General features: G+C 70.5%; 22 protein-coding genes. 6 read left to right on the forward strand and 16 right to left on the reverse strand.

All coding sequences use genetic code 11. The annotated features are described in order from the left end of the window. Positions 1–16: 16 nt before the first annotated feature. The 16 genes from ACIA73_RS00395 to ACIA73_RS00470 form a co-directional block, all read right to left on the reverse strand. Positions 17–1,306, reverse strand: coding sequence for an MFS transporter (locus ACIA73_RS00395; RefSeq protein WP_399435975.1), 1,290 nt, complete (start codon positions 1,304–1,306; stop codon positions 17–19). A 96-nt stretch (positions 1,307–1,402) separates the two neighbouring features. Next, a complete protein-coding gene (locus tag ACIA73_RS00400; RefSeq protein ID WP_399435976.1) occupies positions 1,403–1,957 on the reverse strand; it encodes a DUF3291 domain-containing protein in 555 nt (184 codons plus the stop codon). Positions 1,958–2,009: 52 nt separating this feature from the next. Continuing rightward, complete coding sequence (locus tag ACIA73_RS00405; RefSeq protein ID WP_399435977.1) at positions 2,010–2,420, reverse strand: hypothetical protein; 411 nt, start codon at positions 2,418–2,420, stop codon at positions 2,010–2,012. Between the two features lie 305 nt (positions 2,421–2,725). After that, entirely contained in the window at positions 2,726–4,039 is a 1,314-nt protein-coding gene (gene ectB / locus ACIA73_RS00410) for a diaminobutyrate--2-oxoglutarate transaminase (RefSeq protein ID WP_399436729.1), read from the reverse strand. A 114-nt stretch (positions 4,040–4,153) separates the two neighbouring features. After that, positions 4,154–4,288, reverse strand: a complete 135-nt coding sequence (locus tag ACIA73_RS00415) for a hypothetical protein (RefSeq protein WP_399435978.1) — start codon at positions 4,286–4,288, stop codon at positions 4,154–4,156. A 341-nt stretch (positions 4,289–4,629) separates the two neighbouring features. After that, the gene (locus ACIA73_RS00420) at positions 4,630–4,899 is read right to left on the reverse strand and encodes a hypothetical protein (protein ID WP_399435979.1); all 270 of its coding nucleotides are present in this window, start codon (positions 4,897–4,899) and stop codon (positions 4,630–4,632) included. A 222-nt stretch (positions 4,900–5,121) separates the two neighbouring features. Beyond that, positions 5,122–6,150, reverse strand: a complete 1,029-nt coding sequence (locus ACIA73_RS00425; RefSeq protein WP_399435980.1) for a hypothetical protein — start codon at positions 6,148–6,150, stop codon at positions 5,122–5,124. Continuing rightward, a complete protein-coding gene (locus ACIA73_RS00430) occupies positions 6,147–7,814 on the reverse strand; it encodes a methionine--tRNA ligase (RefSeq protein ID WP_399435981.1) in 1,668 nt (555 codons plus the stop codon). The genes ACIA73_RS00425 and ACIA73_RS00430 overlap by 4 nt, the downstream gene beginning before the upstream one ends. Positions 7,815–7,942: 128 nt before the next feature. After that, entirely contained in the window at positions 7,943–8,806 is an 864-nt protein-coding gene (gene epsC / locus ACIA73_RS00435; protein ID WP_399435982.1) for a serine O-acetyltransferase EpsC, read from the reverse strand. Next, positions 8,793–10,001 (reverse strand): NAD(P)/FAD-dependent oxidoreductase, encoded by a 1,209-nt coding sequence (locus ACIA73_RS00440; RefSeq protein ID WP_399435983.1) that lies wholly within the window; start codon positions 9,999–10,001, stop codon positions 8,793–8,795. Before ACIA73_RS00440 ends, epsC begins: the two co-directional genes overlap by 14 nt. Continuing rightward, positions 9,998–10,498 carry a cupin domain-containing protein gene (locus ACIA73_RS00445; protein ID WP_399435984.1) on the reverse strand — a complete coding sequence of 167 codons (501 nt, stop codon included), beginning with the start codon at positions 10,496–10,498 and terminating at the stop codon, positions 9,998–10,000. Before ACIA73_RS00445 ends, ACIA73_RS00440 begins: the two co-directional genes overlap by 4 nt. Positions 10,499–10,552: 54 nt before the next feature. Further along, a complete protein-coding gene (locus ACIA73_RS00450) occupies positions 10,553–11,890 on the reverse strand; it encodes a SidA/IucD/PvdA family monooxygenase (RefSeq protein WP_399435985.1) in 1,338 nt (445 codons plus the stop codon). Positions 11,891–11,930: 40 nt separating this feature from the next. Next, on the reverse strand, positions 11,931–13,301 hold the full coding sequence (locus tag ACIA73_RS00455) for a SidA/IucD/PvdA family monooxygenase (RefSeq protein WP_399435986.1): 1,371 nt from the start codon (positions 13,299–13,301) through the stop codon (positions 11,931–11,933). Positions 13,302–13,815: 514 nt separating this feature from the next. After that, positions 13,816–14,814 (reverse strand): hypothetical protein, encoded by a 999-nt coding sequence (locus ACIA73_RS00460; RefSeq protein ID WP_399435987.1) that lies wholly within the window; start codon positions 14,812–14,814, stop codon positions 13,816–13,818. 216 nt (positions 14,815–15,030) lie between these two features. Continuing rightward, positions 15,031–16,248, reverse strand: coding sequence for a hypothetical protein (locus tag ACIA73_RS00465; RefSeq protein WP_399435988.1), 1,218 nt, complete (start codon positions 16,246–16,248; stop codon positions 15,031–15,033). Between the two features lie 58 nt (positions 16,249–16,306). Next, positions 16,307–16,687, reverse strand: a complete 381-nt coding sequence (locus ACIA73_RS00470) for a hypothetical protein (protein WP_399435989.1) — start codon at positions 16,685–16,687, stop codon at positions 16,307–16,309. Positions 16,688–17,827: 1,140 nt separating this feature from the next. Here ACIA73_RS00470 and ACIA73_RS00475 point away from each other — a divergent pair. The 6 genes from ACIA73_RS00475 (at position 17,828) to ACIA73_RS00500 (ending at position 22,827) form a co-directional block, all read left to right on the forward strand. After that, positions 17,828–18,208 (forward strand): hypothetical protein, encoded by a 381-nt coding sequence (locus ACIA73_RS00475; RefSeq protein WP_399435990.1) that lies wholly within the window; start codon positions 17,828–17,830, stop codon positions 18,206–18,208. Between the two features lie 96 nt (positions 18,209–18,304). After that, on the forward strand, positions 18,305–18,688 hold the full coding sequence (locus ACIA73_RS00480; RefSeq protein ID WP_399435991.1) for a hypothetical protein: 384 nt from the start codon (positions 18,305–18,307) through the stop codon (positions 18,686–18,688). Between the two features lie 82 nt (positions 18,689–18,770). Continuing rightward, a complete protein-coding gene (locus ACIA73_RS00485; RefSeq protein WP_399435992.1) occupies positions 18,771–19,145 on the forward strand; it encodes a hypothetical protein in 375 nt (124 codons plus the stop codon). Positions 19,146–19,225: 80 nt separating this feature from the next. Continuing rightward, positions 19,226–19,606: a hypothetical protein gene (locus ACIA73_RS00490; RefSeq protein WP_399435993.1), complete on the forward strand. Its 381-nt coding sequence runs from the start codon at positions 19,226–19,228 to the stop codon at positions 19,604–19,606. Between the two features lie 313 nt (positions 19,607–19,919). After that, the gene (locus ACIA73_RS00495) at positions 19,920–21,308 is read left to right on the forward strand and encodes a hypothetical protein (RefSeq protein WP_399435994.1); all 1,389 of its coding nucleotides are present in this window, start codon (positions 19,920–19,922) and stop codon (positions 21,306–21,308) included. 19 nt (positions 21,309–21,327) lie between these two features. Next, positions 21,328–22,827, forward strand: a complete 1,500-nt coding sequence (locus tag ACIA73_RS00500; protein ID WP_399435995.1) for a hypothetical protein — start codon at positions 21,328–21,330, stop codon at positions 22,825–22,827. The last annotated feature ends 87 nt before the right edge of the window (positions 22,828–22,914 follow it).

Consider the following 22,914-nt stretch of genomic DNA (forward strand, 5'->3'; position numbering starts at 1 on the left):
GCCGGCCTTGCGGTGGCTAGCGTTTGTCCTCGGCGGGGGCCGGGGTGATGCTCACCAGCAGGCAGGCGCATGCTGCCAGGGTGGCGCTGGCCAGGGTGGCCACGGCGTAGCTGCCGGTCAGGTCGGCGAGGGAGGCTCCCGCCTGGCTGCCGATGGCGGTGCCGGCCGCGTGCACCGCCCAGACCAGGCCCATGCCGGTGCCTCGTACCCGCTCGGGCAGGGCGCTGGCGGCCCACATCGTGGTGGCGACCACGGTGGCCAGGTAGCTGATGCCGAAGATGATGCCGAAGGCCATCACCGGTACCGGCTGCTCGGCCACGCTCACCAGGAGCATGGCCCCGCCGCGCAGGGCGTAGGCGCCGATGAGGACGGCCTTGATCAGGCCGCGGTCGCAGAGCCAGCCGGCGAGGAGTCCGCCGGCGACCTCGAAGATGCCCAGCAGAACGAGGGCGGTGGAGCCGGTGGCCTGCGTCAGGCCGTGGTCATGGACCATCGGGACGAAGTGCACGTCGATGAAGGCCATGGTGACACCGCAGGAGAAGAACGCCAGTGACAGCACCCGCAGTTCACGGACCTGGGCGGCGGCGCGCAGCCGTGCGCCGAAGGTCAGCTTCTGCAGTGCGGCCTGCTGGACCTTCTCCTCCGACGCCGCCGGGTTGGCGGCTTCTTCCTCACGGTCCTGACTGGTGAGCTGTCCCGCCTTGCGGGCCGTCTGCACGGCGAGCGGGGTGAGGCCGAAGAGGAAGACCAGACCGGTGACGAGCAGTACGGAGCGCCAGGAGACCTGGGTGCCCAGCCAGGTCCACAGCGGCACCAGCACGATGAAGCCGACCGCCGCACCGTTGGTGAGCAGTGCGTATATCAGGCCCTTGCGGCCGTTGCGGAACAGTTCGTCGACGAGTACGCCGAGCGGTACGAACGACAGCATCGCGAAGGCGAAGGCCGCGACGAGCCCGTAGACGACGACGAACAGCCACAGCTGCCCCGCCAGGGCGCATCCGACGAAGGAGACGCCGGACAGGGCGGTGCCGATCGCCAGGGTCGCCGCACCGCCGAGCCGGTCGGCGAGGCCGCCGACCAGGGGGGAGGCGACGGCGGTGGCGACGGCGAAGAGGGTGGTGGCGGTGGCGAGGGCGCCGCGGGAGCTCTCAAAGGTCTCCGCCATCGGCAGGAAGTACACCTGGATGGTGTTCTTCAGCGACGACCCGGCGAGGGTGAGCAGGAAGGCGGAGGCTGCGAGGAGCGGCAGGAGCAGCCGGCCGGTACTTCTGCGCTGGGGGGAGGGACTCAGTCCCGTGGAGGTCATGGTGCGGATCCTGACGCAGGGGGTGGACTGGGGAGGAAGCGGGGGTGGGGCCAGGGGGTGAGGGTGGGGACGGAGAGCTGGGCGCGGGGGCCCGGCTCAGGCGGGGATGGCGGAGTCCGTGGGGCGGCGCATGCGGTAGGAGGCGCCGTCGGCGTCGAAGGCCTCCCGGAAGTCGAAGGCGCGGGGGCTGGACCCGTGGGTGTCTATGTACTCAAGGCGCTCGCAGGCGTCCTGCCAGGTGGGCACGGTGCCCTCCGGGATCCACCAGGCCGCGTAGAGCTTGTTGGGCAGGTGGACGAACCACTCGCGGCGGTTGCGCAGGGCGTGCAGGTGGATGTCGGAGTAGGCGTAGGCGAAGACCGATTCCAGATCGTTCCAGACCGAGAGGGTGGAGGCCCGGCTGTCGGATGCGTCGTCCTTGCCGCCCGTGTAGTACGAGGGCGCCTGGAAGGTTCCCCAGTCACCGTAGTCCCGCCCGAAGTTGGTCCACTCCGTGGTGACGGTGTCGACGGCGGTGGCGCGGGCGACGAAGCCGGGGCTGGTCTCGGACGCGCCGAACACGAGCGGTTCCAGGGCGTTGAAGGTGTCGTTGTCCGCATGGGCGTAGGGGTGCTTGAGCACGGCGAACGTGGTGAAGGCGACGTGGGCCACGGCGGGATCCTCGAATCGGGTCAGAGATAAGTCGGTGAGGTTCAGGGGGAGTTCAGGGGGAGGGTCGTTCGGCGGGGAGGGGGTGCAGGAGGGCTGCGAACGGGTCGGTCCGGGGGCGGGAGGTGAGGGTCAGGCTGGAGCGGGCCAGACGATGGGGAAACCATCTGTCCGGCCGCGCGAGGAGGACGACGAACTCCCAGGAGTGCAGGGCGCGGTACTGGCCCTGGGGCAGCCCGCCGGCTCGTGGGAAGGCGCTCACCGCCCGCCAGCGGTCCTCGAAACGGTGGGCCGTGACGCGCTCCCCGTTCTCCGGGGCGTAAAGGTCCGGGCGCACGTGGAAGGACCAGCGGCGTGCGCCGGAATCGCAGTTCCAGTGCCAGGCGGCCTCGGGGACCAGGGCGCCTTCGGCGTCCAGCCGCAGCAGGCCCCGGAACTCCGGGAGCGGTACCTCGTGGACGCGCATGTGGCCCTCACCTCCCGTCGCCAGGCCCGGCACCAGGGGCGGTGCTTCCCTCGGGCGCGGCGTCAGGAGGAGTCTCGCGCGCCGCTTGCTGTCATGTCAGCAGCAATCGGAGGCATGAACTCGCGGTGGCATCTTTGTGTCAGCTTCCCGGCCGGGGCAACGGGTGGGCGCCGTCTTCGGTGCGGACCGCTCACAGGACCGCCCGAGGACCGCGCTGAGGACTGCCCGAGGACCGCCCGGAGAACCGCGCTGAGGACCGCCCGAGGACCGCCCGGAGGACCGCGCAGAGGCAGATCAGAGGCCGATCAGAGGCAGTCGCGTGCCGACCGGGCGAGCAGGCTCAGTCCCTCTTCGAGTTCTGCCGGTGTGACGGTCAGCGCGGGGAGAAGCTTCACGACCTCGTTGCGCGGGCCCGAGGTCTCGATCAACAGCCCGCGCTGGAAGGCACTGTTGGCGATGCGGCCCGCGGCGTCCGGCCGGCGCAGTTCCATGCCCCAGGCCAGTCCGCGCCCGCGCAGCGAGACGACGTCGTCCGGGTGTTCCGCGCCGATCTCCGTCAGCGCCGCCTGAACCTGCTCGCCGCGGAGTCTGGTCTGCTGCTCAAGTGCGGTGTCGGTCCAGTAGGCCTTCAGCGCGGCGGTGGCGGTGACGAAGGCAGGGTTGTTGCCGCGGAAGGTGCCGTTGTGCTCACCGGGCTCCCACACGTCGAGTTCCTCGCGGAACAGGCAGAGCGACATGGGCAGTCCGTAACCGGAGATGGATTTCGAGAGGGTGACGATGTCGGGGACGACACCGGCGTCCTCGAAGGAGAAGAAGGCGCCGGTGCGGCCGCAGCCCATCTGGATGTCGTCGACGATCAGCAGCATGTCCCGGCGCCGGCACAGTGCGGCGAGTGCCCGCAGCCACTCGGGGCTCGCGACGTTGATGCCGCCCTCGCCCTGGACCGTCTCCACGATGACCGCCGCGGGGTGGGACACGCCGGAGCCCGGATCGTCCAGCAGCCGTTCGAAGAGGGCGAGGGAATCACCGGAATCCGGGTATCCGTCGAAGGGCAGGTGCGTGGTGTGCGCGAGCGGCACTCCCGCACCGGCCCGCTTGCGTGCGTTGCCGGTGACGGCGAGGGAGCCCAGCGACATGCCGTGGAACCCGCCGGTGAAGGAGACCACCTGGGACCGCTGCTTCACCTTGCGGGCCAGCTTGAGCGCGGCCTCGACGGCGTTGGTGCCGGTGGGTCCGGGGAACATCACCTTGTACGGCAGGGACCGCGGTTCGAGCACCACGCTCCGGAAGGTTTCCAGGAACCGGCGCTTGGCGGTCGTCGCCATGTCCAGGCCGTGGGTGATGCCGTCGCTCTCCAGGTAACTCATGAGGGCGCGGCGGAGAACCGGGTTGTTGTGGCCGTAGTTGAGAGCGCCGGCCCCGGAGAAGAAGTCGAGGTAGTCGCGGCCGTTCTCGTCGGTCAGCCAGCTGCCGCGGGCCCGTTCGAAGACGGTGGGCCAGCCCCGGCAGTAGCTGCGGACCTCGGATTCCAAGGACTCGAACACGTTCGGCGCGGGCGTGGTGTCACCGTCGGCAACCGGGGTGACCTCGCGAAGGGGCGGAGGGGCGGAAACAGTGATGCTCACGGAGTGCTCCTGGGAGGCAGCGGGAGAGGACGGGAAACGGTCGTTGCCGTCAGCGGTTTCGGTACGGCGTGGGCGGCACCGGCGGCGAGGTCGCGACCGGGAACCGGGTCAGGACCAGCCCTGGTCGTCGGGGCGGGCCGCGCCGGCGGACCATCCCTGGTCCGCGGACGCCGCCGAGGCGGTGATCACCGTTCCGAAGGACAGGCCGGCGAGCAGAAACAGGACCGTGGCGCAGCGAAGCATGGCGAACTCCTGTAACAGGGAGGGAGGGAAGGCGCTGAAGTGGAGGCTCCGGGCATGAGGCGCGGTGTCGTCGGGCCGACCGGTGAGGTGCGGCGACAGCCCCTACTTTTCACCAGGCGGACGGGGTCGTCACCGTCTTGCGCATGGCACAAACTGCCGGTGTCACGACTGTGTCAGGGGACGGTGTCCGCGAGCCCGTGCCGATCGGCGGGGACGGCCGCCCAAGGGAAGGGAACCAGCGGAGCGGGGCAGGCGGAAGCAGGGCCCGGGGGCCCTGCGGAGAGCCTGCGGCCGAGGACGAAGTGACCGCGCGCGGGGAGTGCGGAAGCCTCCGGTGGCGGTCAGAAACCCGCGATGCGCCACCTGGACAGCTGAGGGACGCCGGCCAGGGCCGCGGTGCAGATCTCCAGGCAGTGGGCGCGGGCCTCCGCGGGCCCTGGAGCCAGGAGGAACAGGACGCCGAGGGTGCCGTCGCGCGAGGTGTGCACGCGCACGTGCTCGGCGCCGCGGTAGGCGTCGACCTCTTGTTTCAGGGCGGCACAGAGCGCCTGGGCCTCGGCCGGATCGGCCGGCGGGTTCGGGGCGGAGATGCGAAAGGCAACGAGGTGCATGGTGAGTCGATGCTGGCACGGTGTGACCTGATGGCACGGAGACGTTGCAGTGGCGTGTACGTGCCATGGCCGCAATGTGACGCTTTCACACATACGGACACGTCGGCATATAGTCGCCACCTTCTGGCCCCCGGGCACGCGTGACGCATGACCGGGGGCATGGCGCCCCCACCGGGAGCGGCACTCCACGACATCCGAGAAACGGCAGCCCAGGAGGCCCCGTCAGCGAGCCGCCCGCGACCACCGGCCCCGGCGACGCAGGGCAGCCGCCGCCGCGAGGACCAGAATGGCCGCGGTGGCCGCACCGGGCAGCAGGAACAGCGCGGCGGCGGGCAGTTGGGCCGACTTGGCGAGGAACAGTACGGCGACGGCTGTTCCCGCCGCGACCCAGACCCCCGTAGCCGACCCGTGGGCACCGCCCGGAGGGCCCCCGCTCCCCAGCAGGAGCGGCCAACGCCCCCCGCAGGCAGCCAAGTTGGTGACACAGTAGGCGGTGAGCACCAGGGCGGCGCACACTCCGGCCACGCCGGGCGCGGACGCGGCGTCCGGCCCCGGCCGCGGTGCGCTCAGCAGCAGCGTGAGCAGTACGGCAGCGAGTACCGGCCCGTACAGGAGCCGCGCCCGTGCACGTACTCGCCCGTGCGGCGGAGGGGGCACGTCGCCCTCCATCCCCACCCACGCGAACAGCACCACCAGCGCGGTGGCGCCCACCCCCCACTCCCCGCCGCCCGGCAGTCGGCCGTCGAGGCTCAGCAGGCCGGGCAGCAGCCACCAGCCGGCCGTCAGTGCCAGCACGGAGACCAGCCGCAGACGGCGGCCGCGCGGCCCGGGCAGTACCCCGGACACCGCGCACCCGGTCGCCACCGCGAGCACCGCGGCCGCCACCAGGGTCGCGGCCGTGCCGTCGGCCGCGAACTCGCCCGCCGCCCCGGCCACCGCCGCCTGCCCGCAGGCGATGCCGGTGAAGTAGCAGGCGTGCACGGCCCGCCCCGCGACCGGCCCCCACGCTTCGGCGACGAGCCCTGCCACCCCCCGGCCCCTGGTGCCGCCCGCTCTCGCCACCAGGACGTACCAGGCGAGCAGGAAGGCAGCCACCGCCGACGCGGTGAACGGCGCCCCTGCCCGGCCTTCGAGCGCCGCGGGAACCAGCAGGGTGCCGGCTCCCGCGGCGGCGAGCAGGGTGCGCCGGGACCGCAGGTCGGTCACCGTGCCGGCCGGGGGCGCCGCCGCGCGTCCGGTCGGTGCGCTCACGCGATGTCGTGGAAGAACGCCGGGAGCGAGGGCGGCAGAACGGTGCCGCTCGCCACCAGTCGCGCCCCGTCCGTGGGCCAGGCCGGCATGCGGGTCGACGGGTCGACCGTGAGCCCCAACTGCTTGGCGAGGTACGCCGACCAGCCTGGCATGATCGCCGCCGAGGTGGCGGCGACGGCCGCGAGCGCCTCAAGGTGGGCGACGAGTCGGCGTGCGTGGGCCTCGCCACTGCCGCGCAGCTGCTCCAGCTGGTGCAGGTCGGCGACGGCGACGGCGATCGTCGAGGCCAGTTCGGTGGCGGCTCGCTGCGGGGAGAACTCGGCGGCGGCGAGCGCCTTCGCGACGGATCGGGTCAGCTCGGCGGGCACCGCGACCAGGGGCCCGTCCGCCGCCGTGGGCAGCGCGGCGGGGACGGTGCCGGCGAAGTCCTGGGCCAGGGCGGCGAGTACGGTACGCGTCCAGGTCTCCACGCCCTGCACCAGCACCGTTTCGACGGTGGAGGCGAACTCCTTGGCGGAGAAGTTGGTCTGCTGTCGCTCCGGACCGGTCAGGCACAGGTGGAAGCGGACGGCGTCGGCGGAGACCTGGCGCAGGAACTCCCCGCCCCAGATGGCGTGGTCGCGGCTGGTGGAGAACTTCTCACCCTCCAGCCGGTAGAACTCGTTGATGACCACCTGCGCGGGCAGCGTCAGTCCGCCGTGGGCCATCAGCAGCGCGGGCCACAGCACGGCGTGGGAGAAGGAGCAGTCGAAGCCGAGGAAGTTGATGATCCGGGTGGCCGGGTCGGACCACAGGCGCTGCCATTCCTGCGGCTCGCCCTGGGCGGCGGTCAGGGACGCGGTCGCCGCCACATAGCCGAAGATGCCGGAGAACCAGGTGTCCAGGATGTGCCCCTCCCAGCCTTCCAGCGGTACGGGAATGCCGTAGTCGCCGCGCCGGGAAATGGGGGTGAGGGGCAGTTCGCGGGAGAACAGCTCGTCGAGGTAGGCGCGCAGCCGGGGGCGCCACTCGGCGTCCGACTGCGCCTGCTCGTAGTAGGCCAGGAGCTGGTCGCGGTAGTCGGCCAGCGGGAGGCACAGGCGCTCCAGTTCGCGGATCTCCGGTGTGCTTCCGCAGGCGGTGCAGTGCGGGGCGGCGAGCCCGGCGGGGTCCTGGGGCAGCCCGCACGCCTCGCAGTACACGCCGTCGGAGGGTTCGCCGCAGAACTGGCACTCCCCGCGCACCTCGGCCTCGTACAGTTCGCGCGTGCAGGTCGTGCACCAGAAGACCGGCAGGACACGCACGTCGAGGCGGCCGTTCTCCCACAGTTCGGTGAAGAACCGCTGCACGATCTCGTCGTGCCGGGGAGTGGTCAGGGGGCGGCTGAACCAGTCGTGGTGCATGGCCCCCAGGGAGAGGGTCTCCTCCATGCGGTCGCCGAAGGCCAGCGCGGTGCGCGGCGCGGTGGAACCGAGTTCGGCGGCACGGCGGGGCACGTAGCAGGAGTGTTCGTCGGAGTAGCCGACGTAGTGGACGGCGTTGCCGCGCTGGCGCAGGTGCCGTGACAGTACGTCGGCGCCGAGGAACGGGCCGGAGAGGTGCCCCAGGTGGAGGTCACCGTTGGGGTTCGGCGGGGCGCTGGTGATGATGTACGCGGGGGCGGTTTCGGTCTGCGGCTGGTTCATCGGTACGTCCTCGGTGAGTGAAGGGTCGGCCGGCGGGCGGACGGGGTGCGCGGTGGATTCGGCGGAGCGGGTGGGGCGATCGGCAGGTCGGGTGGAGCAAGCGGTGCGGCGGGTGGGGCGAGCGGTGGCTAGGGGCCGGCCGCCGGTGGGATGAGTTGGGGGCGCGACGCCTTTGCGGTGGACCGGGCGGCGCGTCCGTGCGAGGGACGTGCCCGTCCCGGTCCGGTGGTCGCCGCCGGTGTGACGGCGGGCGCCGGGGCGGGCAGCGGGGACGGTACGTCGCCGGAGCCGGCCCTCCCCTGTGACACGACGGCCTTCGGGGGTCCTGCGGACGGCGGACGGGTTTCCACCGGGGTCTCGGTCGGGGCCTCCGTGGGCGGTGGGCAGATCTCCGCGGCGGGCACGGTGGCCCGCGCTCCCGGCGCGAGGCTGGTGAGGACCACGGTGTGCGCGCCGATGCGCGCGCCCGCCCCGATCGTGACGGGTCCAAGGACGCTCGCCCCGGTGCCGATGATGACGCCGTCCTCCAGGACGGGGTGCCGTCGTGCGCCGGAGGGTCTGCGGAGGTCCTTCCACCAGCCGACCGAGCCCAGGGTGACCTGGTGGTACAGCATCACGTCGTCGCCGATGCGTGCCGTCGCACCGATCACGACCGCGGTCCCGTGATCGATGAAGAACCGGCGGCCGATGACCGCGGCCGGGTGGATCTCGATGCCGGTGACGGAACGCGCGCCCAGGGAGAGCGCCCTGGCGGTCAGCCGGTGGCCGCGACGCCACAGTCCGTGTGCCACGCGGTAGGTCCACAGTGCGTGAATGTGCGGGTAGAGCAGCACTTCGCGGCGGCGTTCGGCGGAGGGGTCCTTGGCCTGGACCGTCGCGACGTCCTCCCGCATCCGGTCGGCGGCCCGTGCGAGACGGCCACGCCCACGGTCGTCGCCGCGGTCAGCTCTGCGGCCGTCTCCACGGCCACCCCTGCGGTCATCCCCGCGCATAGGGTGCCTCCGGGACGATCTGCCGGCCGGTGTCGAACCGCTCCAGCCGGTAGGGCCTGAGCAGGTCCTGTTCGGCCTTGCCGGCCACCGCCTGTCCCTCGACGATTTCGGCGGTGGCGAGGTCGGCGACGGCGGGTGCCGTCTTGAAGCCGCCGCCGCTGAAGCCGAGCGCCAGGTAACAGCCGTCGGGTCCGGCAGCTCCGATCACGGGCCGCTTGTCGGGAGTGTATCCGTCGAGTCCGGCGCGGGTGCCGGTGAGGTGCGCGGTGGTGACGGCGGGAACCCGGCGTGCGACGGCCTCCAGTGCCGAGGAGATCTCCTCGGCCGTGAGGGGGGCCACGTCGTGCCCGAGTGCGACGTCGGGGTGGGAGGGCACCCCGAAGTAGAGGTGGTCGGTGCCGTCCGGCCGGAAGTAGCTGCCCGTGGTGTCGTCGATGCAGGTGGGCACGGAGGCCGGGCCCGCACGGCGGCCGACGTCCGGCAGCCGCGCCTGCGCCAGGCCGATGCGGCGCGCCGTCACCGGCACCTGGACTCCGAGGCCCGCGGCCGGGCCGGTCCCCCAGGCCCCGCTCGCCAGCACGACGAGCGGGGCCGAGATCCGTCCGACGGTCGTCTTCACGCCCGTGACGCGTTGCTGCGAGGACGCCGTGAGCACTTCATGCACCCGGACTCCCTCGTAGACCTCAACTCCCGCGCGTCGTGCGGCTGTTGTGGCGGCGCGGGCGGCACGCACCGGGTCCGCGTATCCGCCGTCCGGCTCATGGGCTGCCGCTGCCACGCCGTCCAGCGACAGGCCCGGATAGAGCCGGCGTACGTCGTCCAGGCCGAGCACTTCGGTACGGCCAGGGCCCGCCGCGGTGGCCACCACCGCGGTGTTGGCGGCCAGCGCCTGGGCGTACTCCGGGCCCACCAGCTGGAGGAATCCGGTGCGCCGGTATCCGCAGTCGCCGCCGATCACGTCCGCCCACTGCTCGAACACGGGAAGGCTGCGGGCGGCGAGTTCGGTGTCGCTGCGGACCGTGTGGTGCAGGCGCAGGAGGCCGCCGGACCGGGAAGTGGCTCCGTGCGAGGCCAGCCGAGCCTGCTCGCACAGCACGACTCGCCGCACTCCGGCCTCGGCGAGACGAAGAGCGAGAAACGCCCCGACGATGCCTCCGCCCACGACGACGGCATCCGCCGTGTCGATGCGGCTCACCGGCCGCTCTCCTCTGCCGCTTCTCCGGGTGCCGCTCCTGCGAGTGCCGCTGCCGCGAGTCCCGCTCCTGCGGGTGCCGCCGCTCCGGAAGCGGGCACCAGGGCCGGGTCCTCGATGCCGAACTGCGCTGCCCAGTAGGCGCGTTCGGCGGCGATCGCCTCGGCGCTGCCCCACCAGATGGTGATGAACCGCAGCCGGGCGGTCCCGTCGTTCGTCAGGTCGTGGTCCTTGAACGGGGTGATGAAGACCGTGTCACCGGCGGCGACACGGCGTTTCTCGTCACCGATGCGCATGACGCCGGCGCCCTCGACGATGAAGAACATCTCGTTCTCGTCGTGGGAGTGGGCGGCGGAAGTGGCCCCGGGCTCCACATCGATCCAGGCCCCTCCCCAGAACGGCTCGGCGACGGCCTCCTTCCAGGGGAAGATGCGGCGGCCGGCGACGTTGTACTGCTCCTCGAAGAGCATGTCGTCAGGACCGGTGGTGAAAATGTGCACAGCAGAACCTCTCGGGTGGTTCGGGACGGTGGTGCGGGAGGGAAGACCGGGCGCTCAGACGGTGACGGGCGCGGGGCGGGCCGCGGACTCCCTTTGCCGGGCGAGCTGACCGCGCAGGTCGCGGTGGACGGCGTCGGCCTTCACCGCCATCTGGCTGAAGGAGGCCGCGCTGGCGATTCCGTGCCGCCACTCGGTGAGACCGTCGAGGTAGATCCCGACCTCACAGCCCTCCACCGTCTCGGCCCGGTGGCCGCGGGTGACGGCCGGCAGACCGTCGTCCTCGCGGGCGAGCAGGGAGGCGAACGGGGCCAGCGCTTCGGGCACGTGCGGCTCGGTGTAGCCGGTGCACAGCACGACGGCGTCGACCTCCAGCCGTCGCCGCTCCCCCGTGAACACCTCGGCCGTCTCCAGCACCACGCCCTCGGGCCGGACGTCGACACCCGTGACCTCGGTGCGGCGCTCCATCGACAACCGGTGCGTGCCGGTCAGTTTGTCCTGGTAATGGGCCGTGTACAGAGCGGTGGAGACGTCCGGGTCGACGGCGGCGTAGTTCGTCGCGCGCGCCTGGGCCATCACCCGTTCGCGGGCTCCCCGCTCCAGCCCGTAGACGTACTCGGTCTCCTCGGGGAAGTACACCTCGTTGCTGAAGTGCCCCAGTTCGTACATGCGGAAGCCCGCGTGCCGCACCAGCGAGTGCACCTGGGCGTTCGGGTCGGAGCCGTGCAGGTGCAGCACGATCTCACCGGCGGTCTGGCCGGCGCCGATCACCGCCCAGCGCAACGGCCGCCCTTCGGGCGCCGGGGGCAGTGCCGCCGTACGCAACAGGAACTCGCTCGCGTGGAAGACGCGTTCGCCGACCGCTTCCCGGAACACCTCGGGCACGTGCGGGCGGTGTCCTGTCGCCACCGCGACGTTGCGGCCGAAGTCCTCGTAGCGACGCCCGTCCCGTGGATCCCGGCTGACGACCCTCGCCGTGCGCACCACCCCGTCGGCGTCGGCCACCGGCTCCACGGCGACCACCTCGCGGTGGTAGGCGGGCCGTCGGCGTACCTGCTCGGCCGCCCACTGGACGTACGCCGACCACTCCAGCCGGCTGACATAGCCGCCGAGCAGGGTGAACTCGTAGAACCGTCCGCTCTGTTGGAGGAACGGCACGAATCCGAACCGGGATCCGGCGGCCCTGGGGGTCGCCAGATCACGCAGGAAATGGTGCTGGATATCGGTTCCCGGCAGCACCTGGTGTGGCTGCCAGGCCGAGTCGGCGGCACGCTCCAGATAGGCGGCGGTGAGCCGTGGCCGCTCCGGGTGCGCGTCGTCGTGGTCCTCGACGGCCGCGGCCAGCGCGATGCCGGAAGGGCCGAATCCGGCGACCACCAAATCGTTGACATGCACAGCAGATCCTCTTTCCTTCGCAGGGGTCACGAAGAGTCGGTCAGACGGCCACGGCGGGTACGGCGGACGCCGACCCGAGTTCCACGGCGCACCGCATGGGCTCCGCGACCCCGGTGCGGTGCGCCAGGGCGGTCGCGAGCGATTCGGTGAGCACGCCGGCCCGCAGCGAGAGGAGGCTGAAGGACCCCGCGTCGCCGATGCCGTGGCTGGACTCGCACAGGCCGTTCAGGAAGAGCGGCGGGAGCGCGTCCGTGGGCACGGCGGGCAGCAGCCGGTAGTCGGCACCGACCTCCAGCCGGCCGTCCGGCTCGGTGGCCAGCCGGGGCGCCAGCGGTGCCAGCATCGGCGGGTGCAACTCCTCGTGGGCACCCGGGCCCATGTTGCGGAAGCCGGTCGCCAGCACCGCGAAGTCCACCGTGTCGCGCACCTGCTCGCCGGTGTGCACCTCGCGGAAGTCGATGGTCACCGACCGGGAGTCCGCCGACACCGCCGTCGCCTCGTGGTTGCCGCGTACGAACAGCCGCTGCTCACCGTCGAGTTCCTGCTCGTACATGGCCAGGTAGAGCTCCTTGAGGACGTCACCGTCCGCCGAGGAGTAGTTCGTGGGCTGCATGTACGCGTCGAGCTTGCGACGGCTGGCCGGGGAGGCCGCGTGGTAGTAGGCGGAGAACTCCGGGAAGTACCCCTCCTCGCTGAAGGGGCTGGTGTCCTTGAGCCGCAGGGAGTGGGAGCGGGTGTAGGTGACGACGCGGGTGCGCGGGAACCGCCGGGACAGGTCGAGCGCGAGCTCCACCGCGCTCTGGCTGCCGCCGATCACGGCGACCGCCTCGGGGGCACGGTCGGCGGTGAGGGCGGCGACCTGCGGCAGATAGCGCGTCAGGTGGAAGACCCGGGAGCTGTGCACCTCGTCATAGGGGTGCGGCACGTACGGGGTACGGCCCGGCGCCATCACCAGGGTGCGGCTCAGGTAGCGCCGGCCGGTCTCCGTGACCACGTCGTACAGCTGCTCGCCGTCCTGCTCGACCGTCCCGACGGAGGCGGCACGCTGCCCGCAGTCCACGACGTTCAGGAAGTGGCCGGCCGCCCAGCGGATGTAACCGGCGTACTCCTTGCGCAGGGGAAACTCACCGGGCAGGTTCAGGTGACGCAGCAACCGCCCGCTCTCATGCAGGTAGTTGAGGAAGCTGAAGCGGCTCCGCGGGTTGCGGAGCGTGACGAGATCCCGGCTCGGGTGGTTCTGGATGTCCGAGCCGTCGAGCAGCATCCCCGGCTGCCAGTCAGGCGAGGGACGCGCCTCCAGGAAGCGGGCTTCAAGGCCCGGGTGCGTCTCCCGCAGTGCGATCGCCAGGGAGAGGTTGGCGGGGCCGAAACCAATGCCGAGGATGTCAAGTACCGGAACAGATGCAGACAAGGTGGACTCCTTTGAGTCGCGCGGGCCCATGGGGCGGCGCGTTGCTGACGAAGTGGCCCAGTGAAAAAAGGTCAGAAAGGGGGCTCGGACACGACGAAGGGCGAGTACGGACCGACGCCGGCCGCGGCTTCACCCCGTGCCGATGACGTGCCCCGCTCCCGGGAGGGGCCGGCAGAACTGACCGGCTGCGGCCTCTCGGAACGCCCGCCGGGGGAACCCCCGTTGGTGAGCGGGTACGAGAAGTCTGGCCCGGAGCCGGTGTCATGTCACGGCCCGGACCGTGGCACATACCGCCCCTGGCACCCTCGTGCCGTGGCCTGCGGCCTGCGCGGTACGTGCTGCGGTACGTGCACGAGGAAGCTGCGGTCCGTGCACGAGGAAGAGGTGCGCCGAGCAGCGGAGGCCGGGCAGCGCACACGCCAACGGGGCGGTAACCGGTGGCCTCACCACCCGTTACCGCCCCGCCCGCAACCGCTCCCCGTGGCTGCCTGCGACTGCCTGCGACTGCCTGCGCCTAGAGGAAGCCGTGCTCCATCGCCCTGTGTCCCAACTGGAAACGGCTGTGCGCACCGAGTTGCTTCATCAACTCCGAGATGAGCCTGCGCTCGGTACGCAACGACACCCCCAGCCGGCGTGCCGCGGCCTCGTCCGTGAACCCCTGCGACAGCAGTCGCAGCAGCTCACGGTGGATCGACCCGGGGTCGGTCAGCCCTCTGCGGGGCGGATCCCCCAACGGCAGCGAGGTCGCCCAGACCGCCTCGAACAACGCCACGAACGCGGCCACGGACCCTTTTTCACGGACCACCGCGGCCCCGCGGGAACTGTCCTCCGGGTCCAGCGGGACGAGCGCGACGGCGCTGTCCACGATGTGCAGCCGCATCGGCAGCACGGCCGCCGTCCGTATCTGATTGCCGCGCGCCACATGCCACTCGGCGTGTTCCACACTGGCCGGATCATTGCGAATGCTGTCCTGATAGACCGTCCTCGCCGTGATCCCGCGATCGACCAGCCGCTGGGCCACGGGCCGGCTGGCGGTCCGGTTGTCGGCGGGCTGTGCACCGCCCGGTGCGAACGAGGCCGTGTCGCGTTCGGCCCGGTCCGCCAGTTCTTCGATCTTGCGCCGGACCGCGTCCACGCCGAGCAGCTTCTCCGCGCCCTCGAAGCGCTGCCGCTCCTCCTGCTCCCCCGAAGCGCCGTATCCGGCGATCAGTGCGGCCGCCGTCGCGCGGCTCTCGGCGAGTTCCTGCTGCCTGCGTGCCACCTCGGCCGACTGCCGGCTCAGCAGCAGGTCCAGCGCGATCTGTGGGCTGACCACCCGCAGTTCTCCGGACCCGCCCCCCAGCGGAGTGCACAGCAGTGACAGGTCGGCGAGTTCGTCGAGCCCTGCGCGCACCGCCTCTTCCGGCCAGCCCAGGGCGGTCGCGAGCGAGGTCACCCCGTAGTCGGGCTTGGTCAGAATGATGCGGTAAAGAGCGTCGGTGTCCTTGGACAGTCCAAGAGTTGTGAGTGCCACGGCATCCCCCCTGTGTGCGTGGTCAACGCTGTCTGTGCATGTCCGCCTCAACCGCAAGCGCCATGAAAATCACCCCAGAAGCATAGGTAGCGTGGATACCGGAACGGTAAACCGGCCGAACAGTGAGACGGCGTTCCAGCCAGTGGACTGTCCGGGCGGGAGCCACGCAGCGGGCCGGCAGTCGACGGCCCGCCGGCCGCTCCTCCCGGGGGCCGGTCAGCGCTTGGTGAATATCGGATTCCACCGGTCGTCGTCCTTGAGGCTCGGCCGGCGGAATCCGGTGAGCGGAGTCACCGACTCTCCGTCCAGGCCCGCCAGGACCAGCTGGTTGCGGAACTCGCCCTTGCCGGGCGAGCACTGCTTGGGCTCGCAACGCCAGGCGATCAGCGCGTCGTCGTCCGCCCACGCGAGCAACTGCTGTCCGGGTACGAGCGCGGCCCGCTTGCCCGTCTTCACGTCCCGTACCTCGGAGACGACCTGCTCGGCCGTGCCCACGAACTCACCCGTCACTAGCTTCTTGTCGGGTGAGAGAACCGAACCCGGGGCACCGAGTCCCGTTTCCGTCTTCGGTACGGGCACTTCCCTGCCACCCGGCTCGACGAACACCTTGCCCGCCTTGTTGCTCCAGGGCTCCCACAGAACCGTTCCGTCCCGGTTCCAGCTCATGTCCTGGCGCCCACCGCCGACGACGTACCCGCGTTCGTTCTTCTTCGGCGGGCGCGCGGTGAACTCCGCCTTGCCGGAGGCGACGTCGATCACGTAGAAGCCGGTGCGGCTCGGCTTGGGCCCCGGCACCTTGGTGTCGTTCACCTGGTACGACTCTTCCTTGTACAGCCTGTCCGGGTCGGCGCTGTACGCGGTGGCCACCAGGCGCTTCCCGTCGGGCGAGAACCGCACTCCGCCGACGCCCTTGTCCACCTTGATCCACCGCGTCACTTTGTGCGTGGCCAGGTCCAGCAACCCGACCCGTTTGGCGGGCAGTTCCTTCTCCAGCACCACGGCGGTCCGCATGCCCGGGGCGATGTCGACCCAGGACCAGTCACCCTTCGCGTAGGTGCCGGTGGTCGAGTTGATCAGGTTCCACTCGAACTCGACGGATCCGTTCCCGTCCGACTGCGTCACGGACTTCGTCGTGTAGTACCCGGAGACGGCAACGCGCCCTGCGGCGACCAGCTTGCGCGGGGGCGACTGACCGGGGTCGGCGGCGACCCCCGTGGCGGGAGGCGTGGCAGTGGTGGGCTCCTGCGCATCGCCGCCGCCGTCGACGGCCAGCGCCACCACCACACCGAGAGCGACGACCCCCGCCACGGCTCCGGTCACCACGGCCGCCCGCACCTTGCGCCGACGCGCTGCGCCGGGCGCCCCCTGCCGGGGTGAACGCACCGTCGTCCCGTCCGCCTCCGGGGCCTCGGTGGCCAGCTGTTCGCGTGTCATGGACGTACCTCCGGAGGAGCGGGAGCGGGGTGGAAAACAACGCGGCGGATGCAGGCTCTTACTCGTTGAACCAGCCGGAGTGGACTTCCGGGTCCCCACCGTTCCAGGAGAGCTGCATCTGGTACGAGGCGAACTGGCCGACGTCGTAACCCTTCTTGTCGCAGCCGGCGTCGCCGCCGTCCTCGATGTAGACCTTCTCCCTGTACGCGTCGTCGATGAGACGGCCCGAGACGCCGTGTCCGTCCGCCTTGGTGTCACAGACCTGGAACACGTCACCGTCGTCGAAGAAGGTCATCGTGCCCCGGCCGTCGCGGAGCGAGATCTTCTTGTCGGTGATGAGGACTCCGGCCTCGGACGCCTGAGCCGTGGACACCGTGCCCGCGAAGACCGTGGCAACGGCGACGCCGGTCACCGCAAGGCGAGTGATGGACTTGATCATTGGTTCCTCTTTCGCTGCAGAACTGCGGCACGGCCCCGAGGGGCTCCGCTCGATCGGCCCGACCATAAGCACCCCGTGACGCGTTGGTAAACGACTTGAGGTTGACATGAGCATTCGCAGGGATGACGCAATGTGACCGGAACAAAAAGTTCCGGGCCTCGGTCGTCCTGCCAAACAGGCACAGAAACGAGCGCAATCGGACCTCAGAGGCACACGCTCCGGGTACGGACACCTCGCCGGAGTGACCTACATCACGTTTTCACGGCCGTCCGCGTGGCCTTGCCGTTGGCGATGCGAACGATCATCCAACGTTAAAACAAGGGAAGTTGAGCCACCTTCAGGCGAACTCGGCTTACACGTGACCACGCAGCGACGTCACACACCCATTGCATACGCGACGCAGGCCGGTCGGCCCCGATGACGCCTTGGAGCGGGGCTCACGCCCCCCACGCGGAGCCCCTTCCGCCAGGCGCGTCCCGTCGGCCACTGCGCGGGCGCCGCGCATTCGGTCACTGACAGGACGTCACACTCCTTACTCCTGGGTCGTGTTGGACCGCCAGCTACCAGTCGGCCACATTGACCCCTGACCTGTGACTTCACGCTCACATCACAACAGCCTTGTACACACAGGCAGTTGACGGGCCGCTGACGGCCAACGACGCAGACGCAGACACTCGCACCCCATCGCGCAGGCGAAGGAGCGCACCCTCCCACGATCAGCGACGACCCCCAACTGGGCTTCTGGCACACGGAGTTCACCTCGGCCGTCCGCCTGCGCAAACTTTGGAATCCAGCCCTTCCAGGGCGCCCCCGCAAGTCGCCGGCCGACCCCACCGGCTCGATTTCGAACCTGTTGCACAGCGTCCACAAGGCGATCTCACCATGTGATCCATGTCACACGCGCATCGCTCTTGCAATCGGAGCGTGTGCCTGAGAGGTCCGATTGCGCTCGTTTCTGTGCCTCTTTGGCACGTGAGTCAATGCCCGGAATTTCCCATTCCGGTCACGTTGCGTTATCACCGCGAATGCTCAGGTCAACCTCAAGTCGTTTACCAACGCGTCACGGGGTGCTTATGGTCGGGCCGATCAACCGGTCCATCCCACGGGCTGCGTCGCAGTCCTGCTGCGAAAGAGGAACCAATGATCAAATCAATTTCCCGTATTGCCGTGGCCGGCGCAGCTGTCATCACGGTATTCGCGGGCACCGTTTCAACGGCTCAGGCAGCCGAAGTCGGCACCCTCGACACCAACAAGTACATCAGCGCCCCGCAGGGCCGCGGAACGATGACCTACATCGACGACGGCGACATGTTCCAGGTCTGTGACACCAAGGCCGACGGCTACGGAATGACCGGCCAGGTGGAGACGACAAAGCCCGTCACGGTCCTCACGGTTACGGACGGCGGCGACGCCGGCTGTGACAAGGGGGGCTACAACGTCGGCCAGCTCCAGTCGGTGCGTATGAAGCTCACCTGGAACGGCGGCGGCGGCTCCGTCGTCTCCGAGTTCTTCAACGAATAAGCCGCACTGCCGCACAGCCCGCACTCCATACGAATTTCGTTTCGGGCGAGCTGCCCTCGGGCTCAGCTCGCCGACCAGTAGAAAAGGTGGGAAGCAATGGGCAAGAAGATTACTCGCATTGCCGTGGCCGGTGCTGCCGTCGCCGCGGTGTTCGGCGGAACGGCCTCGACGGCTCAGGCAGCCGAAGTCGGCACCCTCGACACCAACATCGTCATCTCGCTGCCGGACGGCCGCGGGAAGATGACCTTCATCGACAACGGCGACATGTTCGAGGTCTGTGACACCAGGGCCGACGGCCACGGCGTCGAGGGCGCGGTCATCGACGACCAGGGCCGCAGAAAGATCACCGTCACGGACGGCGGCGACGCCGGCTGCGACAAGGGCGGCTGGAACGTCCCCAACGGCTGGGACTACTTCCAGATGACGCTCGCGTGGGACGGCGGCGGCCCCACCGTCTACTCCAGGTCCTTCAACGAGTAGAAGTCCGGTATTCCCACCGCATTTCCATGGGGTCGGGAGCCCTCAGGGCCCCGACCCCGTTCTGAAGCGAAGGAAGAATGAAATGGCCAGTTCGTTGACCCGCATTGCTGTGGCCGGTGCCGCCGTTGCCGCGATATTCGCCGGTACCGCCTCGGCGGCCCAGGCGGCCGAAGTCGGCACGATGGACACCAACAAGACCATCAGCAACGGTCACGGCAAGATGACGTACATCGACAACGGTGACATGTTCCAGGTCTGCGACACCAAGGCCGACGGCTACGGCATGACGGGCCAGGTAATCCGCCCCGGGGGGAATCCCCTTCTCACCGTCACTGACGGCGGCGACGCCGGATGCGACAAGGCCGGCTACGACGTCGGCCAGATCTGGTCGGTCCAGATGGCGCTCGTGTGGGACGGTGGCGGCGACTGGGTCTACTCCGAGCACTTCACCGAGTAATTCGGTACACCCGCTCAACTCAGCATCGGACGGAACATTTCTCGGACTGTTCCGTTTTCTCACAGAGAAAGAGAAGACACATGGTGAAGTCGCTTACGCGCATCGCTTTGGCGGGTGCCGCCATCGCCACGGTGCTCGCCGGAACGGCCTCCACGGCTCAGGCCTCCGAGGTCGGCACCCTCGAATCCAACAAGTACCTCTACCTGACCGAAGGCCGCGGAACGATGACCTTCATCGACGACGGTGACATGTTCCAGGTCTGCGACACCAAGGCCGACGGTCACGGTGTCGAGGGGCAACTGATAGATGACACCGAGCGGCAGATGCTCTACATCACGGACGGCGGCGACGCCGGCTGTGACAAGGCCGGATACAACGTCGGCAACAGCCGCCAGTACCAGATGAAGTTCTGGTGGAGCGGTGGCGGCGGCACCCAGTACTCGCAGTGGTTCAACGAGTAAACCGGTGAGGATGTAGTCACCTGAAGGCCCGTCAATTCATGGTACCCACATCAGGTCATGAATTGACGGGCCATCGTCAGATATGTGCGTACATAAGGGAGTTGTCTCAGAAGCCGGAGCAGGGAGCAGGTGGTGGAAGAGCCCCGTGGAGGGTGGCGGAGAAGTCGTCGTCGCGGCGCACGCAGCACGTCCGGGTGAACGTCGCCGGGCAACGGGCTGCTGGGGCGCTTCGGAGGGGTCACGGGTGGTAGTCAGGAGCGGGCCCACCGAGCGTGCGGTCCGACAGGACGACACCGCTCGTGAAGGAGAGTTCTTGCACCCCCATGCCGAGAAGAACCGGCCCGCGCAGACGACTGCCGGTCCGGATCCGGAGCTCCTGCTGCGGGCCTCCATCCTGCTTGCCGAGGCTGCCCTGGAGTTGCGCCGGGCCGGTGCCGGGCTCACCGCGGGAGTGAGCGGCTGGCGCTTCGCGCTCGACGCGGTGCGTGAACCCGTGCCGGCGGCCATGGCCGCCGCGTCGGTGGCGCGGGCGTTGTTCAATCCGGCCGGGCTCGGGTTCGGACCGGTGGGCGGGGCGGTCGGGGAGGCGTTCCGCTGGGCCGGGGCGGTGACCCGGCGCAGGTCAGCCGCGGTGGAGATGGCGGCGGACGCGTTCGACATGCGGGTGAAGGCCGCGGCGTACGCGCACCCCAATCTGGAGTCACCGCTGGTGGCCGATCTGGTCGCGGCAGTGGGCGCCGGGGACCGCCCGGGGACGGTGAGGGCCTGGTTCGCTCTGGTGGAGCGGCTGGGTGTCACCCGGGCGCTGACCACCGTCGGCCCGGTGGCACAGGAACTGCTCGCCTGGGCAGGCCTGTTCGATGAGAACCCGTTCAATGACGATGCCGCTTGGGCGCTGCTGCACGGTGAACTGCCGCCCACCGACCCGGTTTTCGGCCTGCCGGCCGGTTGGATCTCCTCCCTGGAGAGCGGCCCGGGGCACGCCAGAGCGGTGGATCCCGACCCGCTGCTGGCCCAGGTGATGGCCGAGTCCGTGAACGACATCACCAGTTATCTCGACAACATGGCGGCCCTGGGCAACCACGGAGCCGCGCTGCTCCGCCGGATCAACTGCACCGACGGGGTGACCCGTTACGTCCTGCTGCTGCCGGGGCTGTCCTTCGCCAAGCTGAGCAACAACACGCCCGCGGACATCATGGGCGGAATCGACAACACGCTGCACACGGACACCACGTACACCCGAGCGGCCCGGCGGGCGCTGGAGTCCGCGGGGGTGCCGGCCGGGGCGGAGCTGATGATCATCGGGCACAGTCTCGGCGGGATGGCCGCGATGAACCTGGCGGCGGACCTGGAGTTCGTCACGACGTACCGGCTCACCCACGTCCTGCCGACGGGCTCGGCGATCGACGACAAGCGGCCCGCCGACCCGGACACCAAGGTGATCAGCCTGGTCAACGGGTACGACGTCATCACCGGTATGGACGGGCGCGGCCCGGCCTCCCCGCACGACGTACCGGCCGAATGGACCGAACTGGCCTGGCTGGACTCGACGTTCGACTACCCGCTCAGCCACTCCCCGCAGGCGTACGCGATCTCGCTGCGCGGCATCGCCGCGGCGCAGCGGGAGACCGCCAACACCCTGCTGAGCCGCTACGACGGCGAGATCGCCGGCAACCAGCTCTATCTGCTGCGCGACCACTGAACCCGGAAGGCTTCCCAAGGTGACCACGACCACCGCAACACCGGCCCAGACGCCCAGGCCTTCCGCACTCTGGTCCTGCGAGGGTGCCGTCCTCGGCGCCCTGCTGACCGCACGGCAACTCCCCTGGCTCGACGCACCCGCCCGCGCCCTCGGCGTCCGGCCGTTGACCCTGGACGGCCTCACCGAGCTGCTCGCCGGGCACCTGAACCGGGTGCACGCCGGGCATCCGCTCCGGCTGCCCACCCCGCTCGGCACCTACCTGGTGCCGGTCAGCGCGACGGACGCGAGTGACCTGCTCCGGGCTGCCGGTGCGGCCGGCGCCCTCGGCCCCGGTGAGGGCCTCGACCAGGCGGGCCGCCCCCGCGGACAGCTCGCCTGCGCCCCGGTCTTCTACCCCGTCCGGGCGCTGCACCGGGCCGCCGCCACCGTCGCCGTACAGGAGAGTGACCGGCTGCTGACGCGCCGGGACTCCGAGGATCTGATCGCCGCCGAGGACTGGACCGAAGCGGCCCGGCGGATCGCCCGTCGCCTGGTGATGGGGGAAGCCGCGGCCGACGACACGGTGCTCAGCCGCCTGGTCGCCGCCGCCGTGGACACGACCGGTACGCGCCGGCAGGCCGACTGGGCCGACGCCCTGCACCGTCGCCTGACCCCCTACCTGGACAGTTCGGCCCGCAGCGGTCTGGCCGGCTACCTGGCCCGGCGCAGCGAACAGCGGCCCGCCGGGCCCGCCCTCGCACACACCCTGGCCGTGGTGACCGAGGCGCTCTGCCACACCGTCCCACTCGCCCTCGCGCTTGCCGTCGCTGCCGATACGGCGACCGGCGGGGAACCCGCCGAGGACACCGTCCGGACCGCGCTCGACCTGTGGCCGCCGATCGCCGCCACCGTCTACCGGACGGGTAAGGCCGTCGAGTGGCGGGGGTCCAAGGTCCCGGCCGGGTCCAGGATCCTGTGCGCCTCCGCCGTGCTGAACGCGCTGGCCCGGCAGCAGCGGGACGAGGCCCGGCCTGCTCCCCTGCCGTCGCCGCTGTGCGGCTCACCCGAGCCGTGCCCGGCCACCGACCTGGCCGTCGCGGTGGCCGGGAGGGTGGTCCAGGCCGTCCTCGAAGCCACCCGGCCGGCCCTGCTCGCCCCGGCGCTGGACCGTGACCGGCTGCCGGGGACGCTCGAACCCGAGGCAGTACGGCTGGCCTTCCGCGACCCTGTCGACGGGCCGGTCCGCGAGCGGCTGGAGCCACGCCGGTCCGGCACCTCGCGCGACCTGGCCCCACAGGGTGAACCGACCTCCCAGTACGCCCGGCTGGCCTCGGCCGGTGCACTCCGGCTGGCCCGGCACGCGGCGGACCTGGCCGAGTGCGCCGAGGACTCCCGGTGGAGCGGCCCGGTCGGTGAGCGGTTCCGGCTGGCGCTGCTGGGCCATGCGCGCCGCTGCACCGTTACGGCGGCGGACCTGAAGCACGCCGCGGACCTCCTCGGCCGGCTGCCGGGCGGGCCGGAGGGAACCCGGCGGCCGTGAGCACCTGTGCCCCCCTCCCCGACCGGGGTCCTGCTACTGGTCGGGGAGGGGGGCACGGATACAGGTGCAGATACAGGTGCAGATACA

The organism is Streptomyces sp. NPDC051561 (assembly GCF_044454195.1).
GTDB lineage: Bacteria > Actinomycetota > Actinomycetes > Streptomycetales > Streptomycetaceae > Streptomyces.